This window comes from Ruminococcus sp. RTP21484sp1_RTP21277st1_D2_RTP21277_210401 (genome assembly GCF_040924225.1).
GTDB classification, from domain to species: domain Bacteria; phylum Bacillota; class Clostridia; order Lachnospirales; family Lachnospiraceae; genus Blautia_A; species Blautia_A faecis.
In genome coordinates this window covers 1-20,960 of the sequence record NZ_JBCOMJ010000023.1, presented here as the reverse complement: position 1 = coordinate 20,960, position 20,960 = coordinate 1, and the positions used below count along the sequence as shown (strand labels likewise).

Genomic DNA, 20,960 nt, shown 5'->3' with positions numbered 1-20,960 from the left:
TGAGGTCTCCTTCTGGTAATTAAAAATCTATTTGAAAAATACAACTTTTACTATTCTAGCACTGTGCCAAAGCTCTTACAAGTATACAGATGCCAACCGTATAGTGCATCAATTTATATTTCAGAAGTGGTAACTGCTTCGTGATGCACATCTTGTAGAAAGCTTTTTTCAAACATGCTCTAACGAACAGTAACCATTGTAAGGGCGGAACAGAAGAAAAGTCTTGTAATTTGTGTGTAATTATAGTACAATTGAAGCTACAGATTTGTCCTGTTAGTTTAATGGATAGAACAAGTGCCTCCTAAGGTAGAACCATGGCGGAACCCTTTTGAAGAAAAAGGGTAGCGTTTGAGGGTCACTTAAGGAAGCGAAATCTGAAAAATCAGAAGAGATAAGAAAGAGATAGTTCATCACAGAAGTGATAGAATTATAGATGATGGCAGCCGGAGCCAAAGGGTCGAAAAAGCCCGGAAATACGGCATTTGTCTCCTTAGTTAAATGGATATAACGGGGTCCTCCTAAGACTCTATTGTAGGTTCGATTCCTATAGGAGACGCTCATTTTAAGCAGTAATGATTGAAAAAGTCATTGCTGCTTTTTTTGTATCTTGGGTGGAAATTTCCACCCGAAATTGAAAAAACAGAAGGATTTCATCCACCCAAAATAAGATTTTGCCACCCATTTGAAAATTATGATTTTCCACCCGGATGTGTGGCATATGGAGTAGGGAAGAAAAAGGGTTGTCAATGGATGTAAATTTGGTTTTCTTGTCTGTACGATTCAGACCTGAGAAAGATAGATGCTCAGATTAGATGTAACAAGTCTAGTCTGGGCATTTTTTGTCCAGGAGAAAAGGAGGATTACATGGAAGTACGAAAAGAAGATCAAAGAGATCCAGATGAGAAAGTCGTTGAGATAGAGATTGAACGGCTCAGGGACTTTAAAAATCATCCATTCAAGGTACAGGCAGACAGTCAGATGAAAGAGTTGCAGGAATCCATCAAGAAATATGGGATTCTCAATCCTCTGATTGTGAGACCGAGGCCGGAAGGATTTTATGAAATCATTTCAGGTCACAGAAGAAAGTATGCAGCACAGCAACTGAAGTATACGAAGGTTCCGGTCATTATCAGATACATGCTTGAAGAGGATGCCATTATTTCAATGGTAGATGCCAATTTACAGAGGGAGCGGATCTCACCGAGCGAAAAAGCATTTGCTTATAAGATGAAATATGATGTGCTCAAGAGAAAGGCCGGCAGACGAAAATGTAGCCAGGTTGACTATCTGACCGGGAAAAAGAGTGTGGAGGTCATAAGCGAAGAATGTGGGGACAGTCCCAAGCAGGTACAGAGATATTTAAAACTTACCAGACTGATTCCAGAGCTGCTTGAAAAAGTGGATGATGAGACGATGGGATTTACGATAGCTGTGGAACTGGCATCATTAACTGAAAAAAATCAGAAGACTGTGCTGGATGCAATGGAGAGTACATTGGGAACACCAAATCTGTCTCAGGCAATCAGAATTAAAAAATTACAGGAGGATGGGGATTTTAGTCAGGAGAAAATAGAGGAGCTTTTAAGCGAGATTAAGCAGAAAGATATTGACCGAGTGGTTTTCAAAAATGAGCAGTTATACAGGTATTTTCCATCCTATTACACTGCTGAACAGATGAAAAGAGAAATACTGACACTATTAAAAATCAATATGACATTTGAATAATGGGAGGAAAAACATATGTGTAGAGTAATTGCAGTATCTAATCAAAAAGGTGGAGTTGGTAAAACGGTATCATGTGTGAATCTGGGAATAGGACTGGCACAGGAAGGAAAAAAGGTGTTGCTGATCGATGCTGATCCACAGGGAAGCCTTACAATCAGCTTAGGATATGAGAAACCGGATGAGATGGAGTATTCGCTGGCTACATTGATGCTGAACGTTGTGAATGATGAAAAACTGAATATGGAAAAAACGATTCTTCATCATGGAGAGGGTGTGGATCTGATCCCGGCCAACATTGAATTATCAGCTATCGAGGTTTCTTTGGTAAATGCTATGAGCAGGGAACTGATTCTCAGATCACTGGTTGATAAGCTGCGAGAGTTTTATGATTTCATCCTTATAGACTGTATGCCGTCTCTGGGAATGATGACAATCAACGCATTGGCATGTGCAGATTCAGTGCTGATTCCGGTACAGGCAGCGTATCTTCCGGTCAAAGGATTACAGCAGCTGATCAAGACTATTGGTAGGGTGAAGAAACAGCTGAATCCAAAACTACAAATTGAGGGAATTTTACTGACTATGGTAGATTACAGGACAAATTATGCAAGGGATATTTCATTGATGGTGTACGATACATATTCTGCATCCATCAAGGTATTTGGTTCGGAAATTCCGATGTCAGTCAGAGCTGCGGAAGTCAGCGTGGAAGGAAAAAGTATCTATTCCTATGATCCAAAGGGAAAAGTAGCATGTGCTTATAAGGGGTTAACCAAAGAAGTTTTGAAGGAGGCATAGATAATGACAAACAGAGTTGCTGGAAAAATCAAATTGCAGTCAGTAGATCAATTATTGGGAGTGCCGGAGATTTCCGGTACTCAGGAAATAGAAATTGTGAGAATCCATGCGTTTCCGAATCATCCATTTAAGGTTCTGGATGATGAAAGAATGGATATGCTGGTAGACAGTATCCGGGAGAATGGCATTCTGAATCCAGTAATTGTAAGACCGGATCAGAATGGTGATTATGAAATGGTATCTGGTCACCGCAGATTACATGCGGCAGGAATTGCTGGACTTCAAAAGATACCTGCTATTGTAAAGGAAATGTCTGATGATGAAGCCATTATAAATATGGTGGATGCCAATATTCAGAGGGAGGAGATACTTCCGAGTGAGCGAGCCTTTTCCTTTAAAATGAAATTGGATGCAATAAGAAGACAGGGAGCAAGAGCAGATTTAACTTTGGGAACTGAGTTCCCGAAGTTGGATGAAAATTCCAAGAGAACAAGAAATCAAATAGGAATGGAAGCAGGAATATCAGGACGTCAAGTGACAAAATATATACGTCTTACAGAACTTATTTCCACAATACTTGATTTGGTGGATAGTAAGAAAATTACATTAACAATGGGAGTTGACATCTCTTATCTGGATGAGCAGATTCAGAAATGGGTCTATGAATATTACCGTGACAATGGATTTTTAAAGCCGGTGCAGGTGGAAGCATTACGGAATCAGCAGGATTTATCCAAGGCATCTCAGTATAGCGTTATTTCAATAATGAACGATGCACTTCCAAAGAAGAACACGGCAGCTAAAGTATCATTCTCAGAAAAGAAGCTGGATAAATATTTTCCATCTAACTATTCAGCAAAGGATCGGGAGACAGTAATCATACAATTACTGGAACAGTGGAGTGAAGCACAGAGAGAAATTCAATAAAGAGAACAGGATTCCAGAAGTGTATAAAAGGCACTTCTGGAATGAGAAGGAGAGACGAATGGAAGACAGAATAAAGCTGTCCTATTTCTATGGACGGGAAGCGGATCAGTATTCATTTTATAAAATACCGAAGTTGTTGTTTACGGAAGAGTATTTCAAAAAAGTATCTGTTGAGGCAAAAGTGCTCTATGGTCTTATGCTGGATCGTATGTCATTATCAATGAAAAATCAGTGGTTTGACACAGAAGGACGTGCCTACATATATTATTCGCTGGAGGATATCATGGATGCTATGGGATGCAGTAATAAAAAAGCCATTTCCATAATGAAAGAACTGGATATAGAATCTGGAATTGGACTCATTGAAAAGAAGCGCCAGGGACAGGGAAAACCAACCATGATCTATCTGAAACAGTTTATGATCCAGGATGCTCAGAAGTGTAATAATTACATTTCTGGAGAAAAATCAGCAATTTCAGAAGTGAAGAATTTACATGTCTTGAAGTGTAAAAATGTCATGTCCAGAAGTGAAGAAATTACACATCCAGAAGTGAAAAAATTACACACTAATAAGAATAATATAAATAATACTGAGTTAAGTAATACTGAATCTAATCATATCATATCGGGAAATGATGGGATAGGATTCGATGTGGAAGGATACACGGAAATAATCAAAGAGAATATTGAACTGGACATTCTCTTAGAGCGGTACCCTTATGACAGAGAACTGCTGACAGGTATCTTTGATCTGATTCTGGAAACGGTTCTTTGTAAGAATAAGTCCATCGTTGTTGCATCCAGTGAGTATCCGGCGGAATTGGTCAGAAGCAAATTTTTGAAACTGAATATGTTCCATGTGGAATATGCGATGGACTGCATGAGAAAGAATACCTCAAAAATACATAATATCAAAAAATATCTGCTGGCGGCATTGTTTAATGCACCGAGTACCATCAGCGGCTATTATCAGGCAGAAGTAAACCATGATCTGCCGCAGTATGCCGCAAATGATAAATAATAATTGGCTGTTCGATCAGCATCTGGGAAATAAGTCAGAAAAGAGGAGGACGCATAAAATGTTAAAAATATTTGCAAAATTGATTGTATTGCCAGTGATGGTGATTTTGATTGCTTTATCTTTTACAGTCAGTATCTTATCGAAAATACATTATCTGGCAGCGGTTCTGGTTAATGCAATTTTCATAATGTGCGCAGTGATTGCTTTGTCATTGCAACAGTGGCAAAATTTTGGAATAGCAGTGTTTGTTCTTGCTGTAAGCTGTATGATATTGAAATTGTGGGATATCATCGAATATGCCATTGGAGTAATATGTGGTCATTTATTTGAAATATTATCGGTGTAGATGATTACGCTGGTTTAAGTATAAATTTATGTATCATGAAAAAGAAAAGGAGCCTGTGAAACTTTTTCTGTAAAATAACCATCACAAGGTCCTTCTATGATAAAATAAATATCATTAGGAGGGCCTTTTATTATGGCAAGACAAAAGAAACCTGTACACAGAGTACAAATGACTGATGGAAAAAGAAATATCATTCGTCAGCTTCTCGAAGAATACGATATTGAGACTGCTGAAGATATCCAGGATGCTCTTAAAGATCTCCTTGGTGGCACCATCAAGGAAATGATGGAGGCAGAAATGGATGACCATCTCGGATATGAGAAATCCGAGCGTTCTGACAACGACGATTATCGAAACGGCTATAAACGCAAGCAGGTAAACAGTCGGTATGGTTCTATGGAAATCGAAGTACCACAAGATCGAAAGTCCACCTTTGAACCACAGGTTGTCAAAAAGCGTCAGAAGGATATTTCTGACATTGACCAGAAGATTATCTCCATGTATGCCAAAGGAATGACTACACGCCAAATTTCGGAAACGATTGAAGATATCTATGGCTTTGAAACATCTGAGAGTTTTATTTCTGATGTAACAGATAAGATACTTCCGCAGATTGAAGACTGGCAGAATCGACCGCTAGACGACGTGTATCCGATTCTTTACATTGATGCTATCCACTATTCTGTGCGGGACAACGGAGTGATTCGTAAACTTGCAGCCTATTCCACATTTTATTATTGGTGATGATATCGGGTAAATATCCTCCGTCTCCATGTTCATGAAAACATCACAATGATACGTCCAGTCATTTTCATAACCGGTAGGCCAAAGTGCATCCGCAACTTTTTTGAGACAGTCCTGGCAGAGCTGTGCAGACAATCTTTCAGGATCTAAGACAGAGTTATCTCCATACGTCAATGTGGCTGTTGCAGTATGGCGTACTGGATCGCCTGCCACCATCCAGCTGCATTCATTCTCTCCATGTGTATTGATATTTGTGCTAAAACCGTTCGGTTCTTCCACGATCTTTCCATTATCATCATATTCATATACATTGGTATCTGCAATGTTCCATGTATTCAGGCACACCAACGCAATGCATCCACTCTTTTTATAATAATCAAAAATTCCCGGACGATTGGAACCGCATAAAAAACAATTTTCCTTATCTATCGTTGAAACAAAGTCTTCCGTCTCTGCCTTTGAAACTTCTGTATACAACGTTTCCATCTCAGAACTAGAATTAACTGCCCCTGATGCACAGCCACATAACAGCAGACCGCTGATAAATATAGGTAAGAATTTTTGAATGATCATACTGCACCCCTGTTTATTCTTTTTGCCAGGGATAACTGAATAGTGAGGTACTATTCAGTGAATTACTATTTACAGCCTCATTATATATAATAGCCCTATAAAAGTAAAGGAGATGAGCCTGTGGATTACGGAAGATTAGAATTGAATATTGACCGCATTCTGAAAGAGAGAGGCATCTCCAAAAATCAGATATGCAAAGATTTAGATATACCAAGAACCAACTTTAACAGATACTGCAACAACAATTTCCATCGACTGGATGCCGGCCTGATCTGTAAATTATGCCACTACTTAGATATTGAAGTCGGTGAACTGATCACATACAAAAGGGCAGACTAAACACATCTGCCCACAATTTCGTTCTTAATCTATTGTTCTATATTATGATATCTTCATTGTCTTTGCAAGCGACGTAAACAATGCTACCATCTCTGGATTTTCCAATACCTTCGCCAACAGTTCTGCATCTATACCACCTGGTACACTGATGCTGTTATTCGGTACTGCTCCTGCCTGCCCATGCATATCCGGATTGAGGTTTTCCTTATTATAAAATGCTCTTTCCATCATCTGTGCATTCTTCTTTCGATCCTCATCCAGAATATGTCCATATACTTCCGTTACCATATCAGCCTGTGCATGTCCAGAATCTCCCTGAACAGCCTTGATATCTCCGCCGCTCAGTTTGAGCTTATAGGTTACGGATGTATGACGCAAACTATGAAAAACAACATCTGGCAAACCTTCTTTTTCTATGATCTCCTGCATTTTGTCGCGAAGATGGCTTCCACCGATCGGCATTCCAAAAGAAGTTGCCAGCACCAGATTATAATCTTTGTATTCACCCCCTAATAATTCCCTGGTCTGATCCTGTTCTTTTTTGAGCTCCACCAGACATTTTCCTACATGGCTTGGAATATATACTTTTCGGTTACTGGTCTCTGTTTTCGGTGTCTTCATAATGAGTACCGTTCTGTTATTCTTCTTTTTAGATGGAAATACGGTAATAACATCCTTATGCTCAAGTGCTTCCAGCGCCTCAACACTGACACGCTCAATTATCTTATTGATGACGATAAAGCACCGATTCTCATTGATGGCTTCCTCTGATATTTCTACGCAATCCCAGGTCAATGCCAGAATTTCTCCCAGTCGAAGAGTTGCAGTAAATGCCAGGTGAAATGCTGCCTCCAGCCATTTTTCATCACACGCTTCGATTGCCTGCATTAAAGTTTCGGCATCCCAGATCTCACGTTTTTTCTTTGTCCGCTTCGGAAGTGTCGCATCTACGGCTGGATTTTTTTCCATGATCCCCCATTTTACCGCCTGCCGAAAACAGCTCCGAAGTATCTTATGTATCTCAAATACAGTATTCGGAGTAACATTTCCCTCGTTTTTCTTATTATTAGCGCCCTGAACCGCCTTCATTTTTCCTAGGTCTCGATAATATTTCTCTACGAAATGATTATTTACATCACTTACCTTTGCCTGCCCAATGACTGGCAGAATATAATTGTTTATCAGCCCCACATTCGCACTGTATGTAGAGACTGCCCACTTTTCCCTTCCATATAATTTCACATACTCCGCCAGCAGTTCCTCGATGGTGGTACATTTTTCAACTTTAAATGTACCAGTATCCATCTGGTATTCTATTTCATGTTTGCGCTTTTCTGCATCTTTCTTCTTTCTGAAAGTTTCTGATTTCTGGTGCACCCTGCCTTTATCATCTTTAACTTTATATACTACGCTGAATTTTCCATCCCGTTCCCTGATAAATGCCATAAATCACACCACCTTTCTATTTTCATCCACCCATTCGAGAAATGGTATTCTCTCAATCCGCATAACATATCCTGCCGCCCTGCATGGGAACATACCCTGCAAAGCCCATTTTGCAACCGTACTTTTCGATACTCCTGCAATTCTTGCTGCTTCTTCCTTCGATATATACTGCTTCTGACTAAGGAATTTTCTGATTCCACTGCCAGATTCATTTTTCGCCTGTCTGATTTTATACTGGTCATGCAGATTCAGAAAATCCTGAAACCCTCTTCTGGAAATCCATCTTTTATTATCAAACATCCTCATTTCCAACAGATCTTTATATTTCCCCTTTCGGATAAGTGTAAGCAGTTCCTCGTTGCTCATTTTAAGCATTGCCGCCGCTTCCCTGAAAAGAATGAATTTTTCTTCGATCTCTTCAATCGTAGCCGGACCGTCCACCTTATGGTATTCGTTCTGGTTCTCATACCATCTGTCAAAAATTTCTCTGGGGATTCGTTTCCTATAATTTACCGTGACTGTTGGAAGACCTTTTCTGTTCCACAGATCATAGATCGTCCCATCATATTCACCAAGCTGGTTGATGTTCACACCAATCTTGTGCATTTCCTGATACATTGCTTTCAAATAAGTGGTATCTGTATTGACAATCATGCCATCAATCGCCATCTTACGCAGATACACGCTCATGTTAGAGGTCTTGGATAGAATCATCCTCTTGCGGATCATCTTCTTTTCCTCCGGAGTAACCCAGAGCAGTATCTGTACATCTCTTTTTCTGTTTGCCATATAAAAATCTCCTTTATGTTTTCATAAAATCGAGCGAAGCGAAGATTCCAAAAGTGGGGAGGGTCCCGCTTTTGAGGCGAATGCCCGGCAGTGTATATACACTGCCTGTCCCTGCTATTCTTAGCTCTCAGATATTAAATACAAAAAATCAAAGAAATGTTTATCTTCAGAAAAAAATTATGATCCGTATGATGCCGAAGAATATGATAATGCAGATGATTTCGCAGAAGAATTTGGGGATGGAGATTACGATGAGGGGTATGACGATGCTTATGATTACTGGGAAGAAAGAGATTAGGTGAAAATGGAGAACGAACAGATAGTAATAGAATTAAAAGAACTTTTGTATATGGAATTCAGGCGATATTTATATCGAAGGAAAACAAATGTAACCGCCCAGAGTATCTTGCTGGCGATCGGGTATAACATAAACAAGCTTCATCATAAGATTCAGGCAGGAAGGACAGGGCGGCATTTATTTCCACTCAAACAAACCGCCTGATTTTGACAGGTCAAAAGTAAATCCTGAAAACGAACCTTTTTCCAGAAAAGGTTTATTAAAGTTCGCCTTCTTGTAGAAACAGAATGAAAGGGAGAATATTTCGCCTTAAAAAAGGCAAAAAGATGCTGCCGCACCTATGATTTCCTAATCATTGATGCGACAGCCCCGACTATAAGGAGATTTCCTTAACCTTCAATGGCAATATAACCATCTTTTTCTATTTTCTCAGGTGCTTTCTTTGGCACGGACAGTTTCAGAATACCATCTTCATATTTTGCATGAATGTCTTCTTCGCTTACTGCATCGCCTACATAAAAGCTTCGGCACATGCTGCCCGCATAGCGTTCACGCCTGATATAATTACTTTCTTTATCTTTTTCATCTTTATCCAGTCCCTTTGCAGCAGAAAGTACCAGATAACCATCTTTCAGCTGTACCTGAATCTCGTCTTTCTTAAATCCCGGAAGATCGACATCCAGTTCATAGCTACCGTCTGTTTCACGGATATCCGTTTTCATCATGTTCTGCGCATGTTTACCATAAAGCGGATTCTTCTTGCCCCAAAACTCATCGTTAAACGGGAAATTCATCCAATCATCATCAAATAAGTTTTCTCCAAAAATACTAGGCATTAACATAAGTCATCTCTCCTTTTCATGACAAACAAATCTATATTCAAGTCTTTCGACTGTTACTTACAATTATATTTAAAGGGTACTGCCCGAAATCTTCGGGCAACACCACGAGCTTTTTATCAATCAGATGTTATCATTATCATTCAATGGTTATATATTTCGGATCATTGGAAACTGGTTTTGCTTCTTTCTTCGGAACAAACAGTTTCAGGATACCATGTTTGTATTCACCTTTAATGTCTTCCTGAGTCACTTCTTCGCCTACATAAAAGCTTCGCTCGCAGGCTCCTGCGTAACGTTCACGTCTGATGTAGTGTCCCTTCTTATCTTCATCGTCTTCATCCAGACCTTTTGCTGCACTGACAGTTAAGTAACCATCTTTCAATGCAACTTTGACTTCATCTTTCTTGAAGCCAGGAACATCAACAATCAGTTCATAACCTTCCGGTTTTTCCTTAATATCTGTCTTCAGGAGATTCTGTGCTCTTCTTCCGTACAGCTTCTTTTCCGCTTTCTTCTCATCTTTGTCATCATAATAGAATGGTGTAAAGAAATCATCAAATAAGTTTTCTCCAAAAATACTAGGCATTAACATAAGTCATATCTCCTTTCAAAAGCTCCCTAGATCTTCACGATCCAGTCTGCTGTATTATCATTTCTAGTTCTTCGAACATCTGGAATACCTTTTCTTTTATCTCTCTTCCTTTGTTCTATTTGTAATATAACACGCATTATTAGCACTGTCAAGAGGTGAGTGCTAATTTTTGCGAAGATTTTGTGAATGTGTTTTGTGAACGCTATAAGCCATGCAAAATGGTGAAAAAAGACGCCCTGCAAGTTTACTGTTAATGCATCAGCCTTTTAAAATTAGCCAACTACTTTTCCAAAAGTTTTTAAGGTGGAGCCGGAAGTGACTTGGATAGGAGCATATTTTTTATTTAGAGAAATAAGTTGGATACCGGAATCAGATTGATGATATTTCTTTACATAAGCATCACCATCGAGGAAAAAGACACCGATTTCTCCTTCTTCAAGAGTTTCTTGTTTATGAATCCAGATGATCTGTCCATCCAGATAGAGAGGCTCCATACTGTCACCACATATGATGTTGTTCCGAAAGAAGAAATTGCTGAATTTGAAGAGCTTATGCGCAAAACCATAGCTGACATTGTATCAGAAGCCAGTAGCCTTGCCTGTTGGGTGTATGTGCAGAAATATGTGAAGCACAAAACCCTAAACGAAATGCTGCAAGAATTGCCAGACGTAGGTCAATTCATCCTAGCTATGGATACTTGGTTTGAAAAACTGATGGAGAAATAATCCAGGAAAATAGTTTAAAGTTTACATGTTATGATCATGTATGAAGTTGGAACAAAATAAAAGATTGTGCTATACTATTGTTCAAGAAAAAAACTCATTGACATATTTCAATCTATTTAGGAGGATAAACGATCATGTGTACAGCAGCAACTTATAAGACAAAAGATTTTTACTTTGGACGAACCCTCGATTATGAATTCTCTTATGGTGATCAGATAGTAATTACACCACGTAATTATGCGTTTAATTTTCGCCATGTTGGCGATATGAAAAATCATTATGCAATTATTGGAATGGCTCATGTTGCAGAGGATTATCCTTTGTATTATGATGCTATGAATGAAAAAGGAGTGGCAATGGCAGGACTGAATTTTGTCGGAAATGCTGTTTATGCCGCGATTAAGCCAGATGTGGAAAATATTGCACAGTTTGAATTTATTCCGTGGATTTTAAGTCAGTGTTCTTCTTTAGTTGAAGTTCGCGAGCTTCTTGAACGAATTAATATTGTTAATACTCCTTTCAGCGAGCAATTGCCATTAGCACAATTACACTGGATCATTTCTGATGAGAATGAGTCAATTACGGTAGAATCTATGTCAGATGGTTTGCATATTTATGATAATCCAGTAGGAGTGCTTACGAATAATCCGCCATTTCCACAGCAGATGTTTCAACTAAATAATTATATGCATTTATCTCCTAAACAGCCCAGAAATACTTTCTGCGAAAATTTGGCTCTTGATGCATATAGTAGAGGTATGGGAGGATTAGGTCTTCCGGGAGATCTCTCATCTTCCTCACGCTTTGTACGTGTAGCTTTTACAAAGGTAAATGCAATTTCAGGTGAATCAGAGGAAGAAAGCGTTAGCCAATTCTTCCACATTCTCGGATCTGTGGATCAGCAACGAGGATGTTGCGAAGTAGCGGATGGAAAATATGAAATCACATTGTATACGTCGTGTTGTAATGTTACAAAAGGTATTTATTATTACAATACTTATGAAAACCATCAGATCAGTGCAGTAGATATGCATGTAGAAAATCTGGATAGTGATAAAATGATTTGTTATCCAGTAATTCAAGGAGAACGAATCAACTATCAAAATAAATAATGTTTTGAAATCAGGGATGAGGTAGAAAGGAAAGTTCCATGACAAAAGATGAAGTAAAAAAACTCAGGATGAACAGTCCGGAATCACTACAGTTTTTAAATAATGCTACAAAATTTTATAATTTAATGATGATGTATCGTTGTGCTATTCGGGAGATACAAACTAAACTTGAGGTTTTGGATGATGAATTTTCAGTTGAGAACAATCGAAATCCTATTTCTTTTATAAAAACAAGAATTAAGAAGCCCAATAGTATTTACGATAAACTGCAGAAGATGGGATATGAATTTACAACAGAAAATATACAGACATATCTCAATGATGTAGCAGGCGTTCGAATAGTTTGTGCGTTTATTGACGATATTTATATGATATCAGATTTGATTACCCAACAGGATGATATTAAAGTTATTGAAATAAAAGATTATATAAAAAATCCAAAATCGAATGGTTATCGAAGCTATCATATGATTGTTGAAATACCAGTATTTTTTGCTAAGGGTAAAACACCTATGCGTGTAGAATTACAGATTCGAACCAATGGTATGGATTTCTGGGCAACATTGGAACATCAACTTCGCTATAAAAAAGGAATTGAAGAAATGCCTGGCTATGATGAGATAAGTGAAGAATTACTTCATTCTGCAAGAGCTATCATTGAAGCAGATAATGAAATGCAGAGAATAAAAGACAAAATTGGTATGTTCCACGAAATTTAGGGAGAAAACTGAGCAAGTAGGAAGGTAGAATATATATGAAACAAGATACTTTAGAGGGCAAAGCAAAAACAAAAAATGGGATAAAACGGCTGTGTTTTTCCATAATCTGCATTCTTTTGGAAGTGATTTTTATTATTACTATCGTAACACGCTTGAATGAATATGCAGAAATCATAAATTTATTTACAAGGATTTTGAGTGGGATCTTGGTTTTGGGATTGTACGCATCAAATAAGACATCCTCTATGAAAATGCCTTGGGTCATCTTAATTCTAATTTTCCCAATTATGGGTGTAGGCCTGTATTTGTTGATTGGTTTGAATGGTGGCACACATAAAATGCGTGAGCGATATGCAGAAATTGATAGCAAATTGTTACCAATGCTTCCGGACAGTCAAGAGTGTTTGAGCAGAATAAAAGAAACAATTCCGAAAGCAGGAAATATAGCAAGTTACATACAAAGAAATTCGCAGTATCCAATCTATCAGAATACGGATATTGTGTATTTTGATGAAGCAGTGAAAGGATTAGAGGCACAGCTTAAGGATTTGGAGAAAGCACAGAAGTTTATCTTTATGGAATATCATGCGATAGAAGACGCTGAAGCATGGCATAAGATTCAAGATGTTCTGGAAGAGCGAGTAAAAGCAGGTGTGGAAGTTAGAGTATTCTACGATGATATGGGTTCTATAGGCTTTATTAACACAGATTTTGTGAAAAAGATGGAGGCAATAGGAATTCATTGCCGTGTATTCAATCCGTTTGTGCCAGGTTTAAATCTGTTTTTGAACAATCGTGATCATAGAAAAATAACAGTTATTGATGGAAAAGTCGGATTTACAGGTGGATATAATCTAGCAAACGAATATTTTAATTACACACACCCGTATGGACAGTGGAAAGATACAGGTATTCGTTTAGAAGGAGATGCTGTTCAGTCGCTTACGGTGACATTTTTGGAAATGTGGAATGCAGTAAGTGATAAGGCTGCTAATGATTCTGATTTTAGTAAATACCTTTTCCACTATGATTATGCGGCACAGCAAACTGGGTTTGTTCAACCTTATGCAGACAGCCCTATGGATAATGAACAAGTAGGAGAAGAAGTTTATATCAGTATGATAAATAAAGCTGAAAAATATTGTTGGTTTATGACTCCATATCTAATCATAACAGATGAAATGACGCATGCGTTATGTCTGGCTGCTAAGCGAGGGGTAGACGTAAGAATTATCACGCCTGGTATCCCTGATAAAAAATTCATTTATAATATAACTCGTTCTTTTTATCATGGATTAGTTAAACATGGTGTTCGTGTTTATGAGTGGACTCCTGGTTTCTGTCATGCAAAAATGAGTGTGGCAGATGACTGTATGGCAACTTGTGGAACAATTAATCTGGATTATCGAAGTTTATATCACCATTTTGAAAACGGCTGTTTTATGGCAGATTGTCAGGCAGTTGTGGAAATAAAAAATGATCTGATAAGAACGATGGGAGAATGTCGTGATGTGACAGACCAATATCAAACCGGACGAAGTGCATATTTGCGACTGGGACAATTATTTATGAGATTATTTGCTGGATTGCTATAAGAATCTGATGAAACGACCTTTCAAAAAACAGTTGATTTAGAAGTTAACTGTTTTTGAAAGGCCGTTTTTGCTATATCTAACAGTCTGTTGTACAAAGAAGATTTTGCATGGATGAAAAAAACAAACCTTGTTGAGGTTAAATTGAGATTCACTTTGTATTATATAAGTATGAAATAAAAAGGAATCAGGTGATGTACAATGAAAAAGCATAAAATATGTAAAATCCTTCTTGTTATACTGGCATTTTTTTTATGTGTGGCTTTTTATGAATTGCTCGGAATCTGCGTTGCATATAAAAAGCAGCCGGAAGTGTCCAATACAACCAAAAAAGAAACAAAAAATGGGTCATGGAACGAATGCAGTGAAAATACAGAACGGGCAGTAATCATAGAAAAGAATCCAGAAGCGCTTTTACAAAGAGTGCGTTTGATCAAGAATGCAAAAAAGGAAATTATTCTTTCTACTTTTGCATTTCAATCCGATGAAAGTGGAAAATTGATTTTAGGAGCACTGCATGATGCGGCAGACAGAGGGGTACATATTCGTCTGTTAGTAGATGGAATGGAGAGCTGGATTGATATGGAAGGAAATCCGTATTTCTATGGATTATCTTCCCATGAGAATGTTGAAATTAAACTGTATAATAAGGCCAATCCGTTGAAACCATGGAAGATGATGGGTAGAATGCATGATAAATATTTGATTGCAGATGGAAAGAGATATATTCTTGGGGGAAGAAATACATACAATTATTTCCTGGGTGATTTTCCGGGACATAAGAACTATGACAGAGACGTGTTAGTGGTTTGCGATGAACCTGAGAAAGAAAATTCAGTTAACCAGTTGTTAGAGTATTTTGAAACGATATGGGAACAAGAAGACAGTGGCTATTTTCATGACAATAAAAAACTGGCAAATAGAAAATCTGTAAAGAACGCAGTTTTAGAGCTGCAGAATGGCTATCAGAAATATTTTGAAGAGAATAAGGAAAGAATCTGCGATACCGATTACACGGACGAAACTTTTGAGACAGAAAAGATTGCATTAGTGTCAAATCCTATTCACACAGGTTCCAAAGAACCAGTAGTGTGGTATCAGTTGGGAGAATTGATGAAAAATGCAAAAAATCGTGTGAAGATCCACACGCCATATATTATCTGTAATGATATGATGTATAATACATGGGAGGAGATTGCAGAGAACGTTTCAGATTTTTCTATCATGACAAATTCAGTTGCGAATAATGGGAATCCATTTGGGGCTGCCGATTATGCGAAAAACAGAAATAGAATCTTAAGTACAGGAATTAATATCTGGGAATATGAAGGCGGTTATTCATACCACGGAAAAAGTATTCTGATTGACGATGATCTGTCTGTAATCGGTTCCTTTAATATGGACATGAGAAGTGCATATCTGGATACGGAACTGATGCTTGTAATTCGCAGTAAAGATATTAATAAACAGTTGGAAGAGGGCATGATGGAATATGAAAGAGTGTCCCGCCAGGTATTGGAAGATGGAACCTATCGTGATCCATATCATGTAGAGCCAATCGAATTAACAAAGAAACGTCAGAGAAAAATATTTTTGGTACAGCATCTGCTTGGATGGGCAAGGTATCTGTTTTAATAAGGAGGAAGGAAAACGTGTTTCAAATATTGATTGTAGAAGATGATAAAGAATTAAGCCAGCTATTCCAAAAAGTGCTTGAGAAGAATGGATATCAAGTCAAAAGTGCATCGGATGGAGCACAGGCATTAGAAGTATTGGATAAGGAATATATTGATCTGATCATTTCTGATATTATGATGCCGGTTATGGATGGTTATGAACTGGTGTCGGAACTCCGTTCAGCAGGATATCAGATACCGGTACTTATGATCACTGCGAAAGGTTCCTTTGATGATATGCGCCAGGGATTTCTTTCGGGAAGTGACGATTATATGGTAAAACCGGTAAATGTGAATGAAATGGTTTTAAGAGTCGGAGCACTGCTTCGCCGTGCACAGATACTGAATGAACACAAAATTGTGATCGGTTCAACAGAGTTTGATTATGATGCAATGACGGTTACAACTGATAAGGAAAGTCTTGTTTTGCCTAAAAAAGAATTCCTGCTTTTATATAAGCTTGCAGCTTCGCCAGGCAGAATATTTACAAAACAACAGTTGATGGATGAAGTATGGGGATACGAGACGGAGGCAGACCCACATACGATAGAGGTACATATAGGAAGAATCAGGGAGCGTTTGAAAGATAACCCTGATTTTGAAATCGTAACAATGCGTGGAATTGGATACAAGGTGGTGAAAAAATAATGGAACAAAAGAAAGAAAAAGGATTGCGGATCCGATCCTGTCTGACTGGTGCAATCTGGCTGGCACTCGTATTTTCAACAGTCATATCTGCGTTATTATTTGCTTTTTTGAATCATTTTTTTAATCTGCCTGGTAGCATACCTGTGCTTGGCTGGCTTTTGATTTTCAATACATTGATTGCAGGGCTGATCACTTCCTTTATCAATGCAAAGTTACTGGAACCAATTACCAGACTTAGTAAAGCAATGAAGGAAGTTTCCCAGGGAGATTTTGAACAGCATTTGGAAACGAACAGCCGTATAGCAGAAGTTGGAGAATCTTATCAAAGTTTTAACGTTATGACAAAAGAACTTCGTGCAACAGAGGTGCTGCAGATGGATTTTGTATCTAATGTTTCTCATGAGTTTAAGACCCCGATTAATGCCATTGAAGGGTATACAATGCTGCTTCAGGGAGAAGAACTGTCTCCGGATCAAGAGGAATATGTAGAAAAAATCTTATTTAACACCCAAAGACTTTCCGGATTGGTTGGTAATATTTTGCTGTTATCCAAGTTAGAGAATCAGAATATACCAATGAAAAAAACAGAATATCGTCTGGATGAACAGATCCGCCAGGCATTTCTTTCATTGGAAACAAAATGGACAGAAAAAGAAATTGGTTTTCAGGTAGAATTGGAGGAAGTTAAATATACTGGGAATGAAGGACTTTTTATGCATATCTGGATAAATCTTTTGGATAATGCGATTAAGTTCAGCCCTTCAAAGGGGACAATTACGATGTTTCTGAAACAAGAACAGGATTCTGTTAAGTTCATTCTGGAAGATGAAGGACCAGGAATAGAGGATGATGTAAAATCCAGAATATTTGACAAGTTCTATCAGGTAGATGGATCTCATAAAGCAGAAGGAAATGGCCTAGGTCTTGCACTTGTAAAACGGATTGTAGATAGTGCCGGAGGAACAATCAAAGCAGAAAACCGTGAATATGGTGGATGCAGATTTGTTATAGAGCTGCCAAAGCAGAAAGATGAGATTATATAGTTTTAAGATAAATTAGAAGATGGGAGGATTTATATGACATTTTATCAGGAGTTGCAGTTAAATCAGGCAGGTTCTAAAAACCTGTTGAAAAAGAGTGAAACACTAAAAGAAAAATTATATCATATGTGGGTATATCTGGTGAAGATAGCTGTTACATTGGCATTTTGTTTTTTCTTTGTTAGTATTTTCAGCATCCTATTTGGAAATGAGAACAGCATTGTAGGTGTAGTAGTCTTATTATGTCTCATGGTGTTTAGAAATGCGGATCTGGGGATCCACACCGGACAATCTACGATGCTTTTGGCTTTGTTCTTTGTAATTATGACTGTATGTCCGCATTTAGCAAATCAGTTTTCACCGGTATTGGGAATGCTGTTAAATATTGCGGCACTGGCTGTGTTGATTCTGTTCGGATGCCATAATCCATTCATGTTTAATCAATCTACATTGGTTCTTGGGTATCTGCTGCTATATGGTTATGATGTTACGGGAAAAAGCTATCAGATGCGATTAGTCGGAATGGCTTTAGGTGCAGCACTTACCTGCTTTGTATTTTATCGAAATCATAAAAACAGAACTTATAAAAGAAATCTGAAAGATCTGATACAAGAATTTGATATCACTTCTTCCAGAACAAAATGGCAGATATGTCAGATTTTATGCGTACCGATTGTCCTTTGCATTGCAGAACTTTGTAATATGCCACGTGCAATGTGGGCTGGTATTGCGGCCATGTCCGCGATTTTGCCGTTTATGGAAGATATGCACTACAGAGTCCGTAAAAGGATTGTCGGAAATATTGCAGGTGTTATATGTTTTACAGTATTATATTTTCTGCTTCCTTCATCAATCTATGCATATATAGGAATTCTTGGTGGAATCGGTGTAGGATTATCAGCACAATATGGCTGGCAGGCAGTATTTAACACATTTGGTGCTTTAGCCATTGCTGCAGAGACTTATGGACTACAAGGAGCGGTTAGTCTTAGAGTGATTCAAAATGTTTTTGGTGTTGTGTTTGCTTTAGCATTTTGTGTTATATTTTATTGGTTTATGTCTAAAAAAAAGGAAAGTGAGATGACCGTACATGCAGAGTGAAGTGAATCAGGAAGAAAATTTGAATAGAATTATTACGGTTCCTAATCTTCTTTCTTTTTTTCGGCTTTGTCTGATTCCGGTAATTATATGGAGTTATTGTGTAAAGAAAAATCCTCTGTTAGCTGGTGAAATCTTATTGCTGTCTGGTCTTACGGATCTTGCTGATGGATATATCGCAAGAAGATTCCATAGGATTAGTAATTTAGGAAAAATACTTGATCCGGTGGCTGATAAGCTGACACAGGCAGCGATGTTAATCTGTCTGTTTACTCGTTTTCCGCATGTGCTTCTTTTAATCGTAATAATGGCAGGTAAGGAGCTGTATATGGTAGTCAGTGGATGTCTTGTGATACGAAAGACAGGAAAAGTACATGGTGCAGACTGGCATGGAAAGATAGTAACTTTTTTACTATATGGAACTGCAGCGGTGCATATTATATGGTTCCACATTACACCGATGGTATCAGATCTGTTGATTGGTTTGTGCGCTATAATGATGGTCATATCGGTCGCTCTGTATATTATCCAAAATACCAGGACTCTTAAGGGAGAGACTGTATAAGCAATTTTATATTGCAATGACTAGAAAAATATTTAGGAGAAGATAGATATAAACAGTAAGTCAAACACACAAACTATGGAGTCTTTAGCCGGTTTAATAAAATTTTAGATAGAAAATAAATCATTATAAAAAGATCCTGTTCATACTATGATATATAGAACAGGATCTTTATTTACTTTATTTCGCCAGGAAATTGCTCTGAATCTCCATCGGCATATGATAAGCCTGGCCTCGTTTTGTCAGGCTGTATAATTTAAAGCTCATTAGTTCCGGAGTCGCATTCAATGAACTGCAGAGTCCGAAATAATCCAGGTCCTCGTTCTGAACCATCAGCCTTTTAAAATTAGCCAACTACTTTTCCAAAAGTTTTTAAGATGGATCCGGAAGTGACTTGGATAGGGGCATATTTTTTATTTAGAGAAATAAGCTGAATACCGGAATCGGATTGATGATATTTCTTTACATAAGCATCACCATCAAGGAAGAAGACACCGATTTCTTCTTCTTCAAGTGTTTCTTGTTTATGAATCCAGATGATCTGTCCATCCAGATAGAGAGGCTCCATGCTGTCACCACATACCCGGACACCGAAGTCAGCACTGGAAGATACTTCATCACCAACTTCAATTTCGGAAAAACGGTCGGAATCAAGGAATTGTCCTGTTCCAGCTGAAACCGGGAGATCATAGAGACTGAGAGTTCTTCGTGGAAATTGATAAATGATTGGTTCTTCTCGAATGTATTCCCCACTTTTCATTAATAGGTTCATGTAGTCAAGAACTTTGGCTTGTCCTTCGTCATTTAATTTGGAGAAAAGTTTCTCATCCGTTCCAATCTGGAATGTTCTATTTATATCGGAAATCTCAAGAATCTCACAGAGGGCAAAAAATTGTAAAACATTTGGCAGGTTTACATTTTTTTCCCATTTACTGATAGAATGAGCTTTTACATCTAAGCCTCTTTCACACAGAAGAGCTGCCAGTTGTGGTTGAGACAGTTTTCGGTCTTTTCTTTTATTAGCAATAATGGATCCAAAATCTTTCTTTATCATCATACACCTCCATATGCAGGTATTTATTCCCTATATATACTATAACCCATAACAGATAAAAAATCAACAATAATAGCGTTAAAATCCATAAAAACGACATATCTGCTACTTTACAAAGATTTAAAAGCGATATATAATGCCTATATAGAAAAGAACACACGTTCTAAAAAGGAAAGGTGAAAATGTGGAAAGAACAATATTGCACAGCGATGCTAATTGTTTTGTGTGACTTGAAAGTCACTACATTTATTGTCTTACCGTAAGGTGTAAGACCTGCTGTTCCGTCAGTTGAGT

General features: G+C 37.9%; 23 protein-coding genes, 1 tRNA gene and 1 pseudogene. 17 read left to right on the top strand and 8 right to left on the bottom strand.

Annotation, left to right across the window (positions count from 1 at the left end):
- The first annotated feature begins 484 nt into the window (after nucleotides 1–484).
- From AB5706_RS15035 to AB5706_RS15005, 7 genes and pseudogenes are all read left to right on the top strand, one after another.
- Nucleotides 485–556 (top strand) — tRNA-Arg (locus AB5706_RS15035).
- Between the two features lie 308 nt (nucleotides 557–864).
- Nucleotides 865–1,725 carry a ParB/RepB/Spo0J family partition protein gene (locus AB5706_RS15030; RefSeq protein WP_173716639.1) on the top strand — a complete coding sequence of 287 codons (861 nt, stop codon included), beginning with the start codon at nucleotides 865–867 and terminating at the stop codon, nucleotides 1,723–1,725.
- 15 nt (nucleotides 1,726–1,740) lie between these two features.
- Nucleotides 1,741–2,523 (top strand): ParA family protein, encoded by a 783-nt coding sequence (locus tag AB5706_RS15025; RefSeq protein WP_368366171.1) that lies wholly within the window; start codon nucleotides 1,741–1,743, stop codon nucleotides 2,521–2,523.
- 3 nt (nucleotides 2,524–2,526) lie between these two features.
- Nucleotides 2,527–3,450 (top strand): ParB/RepB/Spo0J family partition protein, encoded by a 924-nt coding sequence (locus AB5706_RS15020; protein WP_173716637.1) that lies wholly within the window; start codon nucleotides 2,527–2,529, stop codon nucleotides 3,448–3,450.
- A gap of 58 nt (nucleotides 3,451–3,508) precedes the next feature.
- Nucleotides 3,509–4,471 carry a DUF6017 domain-containing protein gene (locus AB5706_RS15015; RefSeq protein WP_173716636.1) on the top strand — a complete coding sequence of 321 codons (963 nt, stop codon included), beginning with the start codon at nucleotides 3,509–3,511 and terminating at the stop codon, nucleotides 4,469–4,471.
- Nucleotides 4,472–4,529: 58 nt separating this feature from the next.
- Nucleotides 4,530–4,817: a hypothetical protein gene (locus AB5706_RS15010; RefSeq protein WP_173716635.1), complete on the top strand. Its 288-nt coding sequence runs from the start codon at nucleotides 4,530–4,532 to the stop codon at nucleotides 4,815–4,817.
- A 132-nt stretch (nucleotides 4,818–4,949) separates the two neighbouring features.
- Nucleotides 4,950–5,540 (top strand): annotated as a pseudogene (locus AB5706_RS15005) (IS256 family transposase); the annotation flags it as partial.
- Here the strand turns inward: AB5706_RS15005 and AB5706_RS15000 are convergent.
- Nucleotides 5,454–6,134 (bottom strand): hypothetical protein, encoded by a 681-nt coding sequence (locus tag AB5706_RS15000; protein WP_368366170.1) that lies wholly within the window; start codon nucleotides 6,132–6,134, stop codon nucleotides 5,454–5,456. The pseudogene AB5706_RS15005 and the gene AB5706_RS15000 sit on opposite strands and share 87 nt — an antisense overlap.
- Nucleotides 6,135–6,254: 120 nt before the next feature.
- On the opposite strand from AB5706_RS15000, the gene AB5706_RS14995 reads away from it, so the two are divergent.
- The gene (locus tag AB5706_RS14995) at nucleotides 6,255–6,473 is read left to right on the top strand and encodes a helix-turn-helix domain-containing protein (RefSeq protein ID WP_317439637.1); all 219 of its coding nucleotides are present in this window, start codon (nucleotides 6,255–6,257) and stop codon (nucleotides 6,471–6,473) included.
- 42 nt (nucleotides 6,474–6,515) lie between these two features.
- On the opposite strand, the gene AB5706_RS14990 is transcribed toward AB5706_RS14995, so the two are convergent.
- The 5 genes from AB5706_RS14990 to AB5706_RS14970 form a co-directional block, all read right to left on the bottom strand.
- Nucleotides 6,516–7,919 carry a tyrosine recombinase XerC gene (locus AB5706_RS14990; RefSeq protein ID WP_368366169.1) on the bottom strand — a complete coding sequence of 468 codons (1,404 nt, stop codon included), beginning with the start codon at nucleotides 7,917–7,919 and terminating at the stop codon, nucleotides 6,516–6,518.
- 3 nt (nucleotides 7,920–7,922) lie between these two features.
- Nucleotides 7,923–8,708, bottom strand: a complete 786-nt coding sequence (locus tag AB5706_RS14985) for a helix-turn-helix domain-containing protein (protein ID WP_368366168.1) — start codon at nucleotides 8,706–8,708, stop codon at nucleotides 7,923–7,925.
- Nucleotides 8,709–9,395: 687 nt separating this feature from the next.
- Nucleotides 9,396–9,848: an Hsp20/alpha crystallin family protein gene (locus AB5706_RS14980; RefSeq protein WP_368366167.1), complete on the bottom strand. Its 453-nt coding sequence runs from the start codon at nucleotides 9,846–9,848 to the stop codon at nucleotides 9,396–9,398.
- Between the two features lie 136 nt (nucleotides 9,849–9,984).
- Nucleotides 9,985–10,440: an Hsp20/alpha crystallin family protein gene (locus AB5706_RS14975; protein WP_118254521.1), complete on the bottom strand. Its 456-nt coding sequence runs from the start codon at nucleotides 10,438–10,440 to the stop codon at nucleotides 9,985–9,987.
- 272 nt (nucleotides 10,441–10,712) lie between these two features.
- The gene (locus AB5706_RS14970) at nucleotides 10,713–10,934 is read right to left on the bottom strand and encodes a S24 family peptidase (RefSeq protein WP_081019717.1); all 222 of its coding nucleotides are present in this window, start codon (nucleotides 10,932–10,934) and stop codon (nucleotides 10,713–10,715) included.
- Between AB5706_RS14970 and AB5706_RS14965 the strand changes: the two genes are divergently transcribed.
- The 9 genes from AB5706_RS14965 to AB5706_RS14925 all read left to right on the top strand — a co-directional run bounded on the left by AB5706_RS14965 (nucleotide 10,893) and on the right by AB5706_RS14925 (nucleotide 19,615).
- The gene (locus AB5706_RS14965; RefSeq protein WP_330567459.1) at nucleotides 10,893–11,165 is read left to right on the top strand and encodes a hypothetical protein; all 273 of its coding nucleotides are present in this window, start codon (nucleotides 10,893–10,895) and stop codon (nucleotides 11,163–11,165) included. The two genes, AB5706_RS14970 and AB5706_RS14965, sit on opposite strands and share 42 nt — an antisense overlap.
- A gap of 134 nt (nucleotides 11,166–11,299) precedes the next feature.
- A complete protein-coding gene (gene bsh / locus AB5706_RS14960) occupies nucleotides 11,300–12,277 on the top strand; it encodes a choloylglycine hydrolase (RefSeq protein ID WP_118339757.1) in 978 nt (325 codons plus the stop codon).
- 38 nt (nucleotides 12,278–12,315) lie between these two features.
- The gene (locus AB5706_RS14955; RefSeq protein ID WP_005347231.1) at nucleotides 12,316–12,996 is read left to right on the top strand and encodes a GTP pyrophosphokinase; all 681 of its coding nucleotides are present in this window, start codon (nucleotides 12,316–12,318) and stop codon (nucleotides 12,994–12,996) included.
- A 35-nt stretch (nucleotides 12,997–13,031) separates the two neighbouring features.
- Nucleotides 13,032–14,591, top strand: a complete 1,560-nt coding sequence (gene cls, locus AB5706_RS14950) for a cardiolipin synthase (RefSeq protein ID WP_138344509.1) — start codon at nucleotides 13,032–13,034, stop codon at nucleotides 14,589–14,591.
- Between the two features lie 198 nt (nucleotides 14,592–14,789).
- Nucleotides 14,790–16,223 (top strand): phospholipase D family protein, encoded by a 1,434-nt coding sequence (locus tag AB5706_RS14945; protein ID WP_227616138.1) that lies wholly within the window; start codon nucleotides 14,790–14,792, stop codon nucleotides 16,221–16,223.
- Nucleotides 16,202–16,912, top strand: coding sequence for a response regulator transcription factor (locus AB5706_RS14940; protein ID WP_186837493.1), 711 nt, complete (start codon nucleotides 16,202–16,204; stop codon nucleotides 16,910–16,912). Before AB5706_RS14945 ends, AB5706_RS14940 begins: the two co-directional genes overlap by 22 nt.
- Entirely contained in the window at nucleotides 16,912–17,955 is a 1,044-nt protein-coding gene (locus tag AB5706_RS14935) for a HAMP domain-containing sensor histidine kinase (RefSeq protein WP_005347239.1), read from the top strand. Before AB5706_RS14940 ends, AB5706_RS14935 begins: the two co-directional genes overlap by 1 nt.
- Nucleotides 17,956–17,988: 33 nt before the next feature.
- Nucleotides 17,989–19,053, top strand: coding sequence for an FUSC family protein (locus AB5706_RS14930; protein ID WP_368366166.1), 1,065 nt, complete (start codon nucleotides 17,989–17,991; stop codon nucleotides 19,051–19,053).
- On the top strand, nucleotides 19,043–19,615 hold the full coding sequence (locus AB5706_RS14925) for a CDP-alcohol phosphatidyltransferase family protein (RefSeq protein WP_005335451.1): 573 nt from the start codon (nucleotides 19,043–19,045) through the stop codon (nucleotides 19,613–19,615). The genes AB5706_RS14930 and AB5706_RS14925 overlap by 11 nt, the downstream gene beginning before the upstream one ends.
- Before the next feature lie 177 nt (nucleotides 19,616–19,792).
- On the opposite strand, the gene AB5706_RS14920 is transcribed toward AB5706_RS14925, so the two are convergent.
- Both AB5706_RS14920 and AB5706_RS14915 read right to left on the bottom strand, forming a co-directional pair.
- Nucleotides 19,793–19,966, bottom strand: coding sequence for a hypothetical protein (locus AB5706_RS14920; RefSeq protein WP_226815871.1), 174 nt, complete (start codon nucleotides 19,964–19,966; stop codon nucleotides 19,793–19,795).
- Entirely contained in the window at nucleotides 19,959–20,669 is a 711-nt protein-coding gene (locus tag AB5706_RS14915; protein WP_368366165.1) for a S24 family peptidase, read from the bottom strand. The genes AB5706_RS14920 and AB5706_RS14915 overlap by 8 nt, the downstream gene beginning before the upstream one ends.
- Between the last annotated feature and the right edge of the window lie 291 nt (nucleotides 20,670–20,960).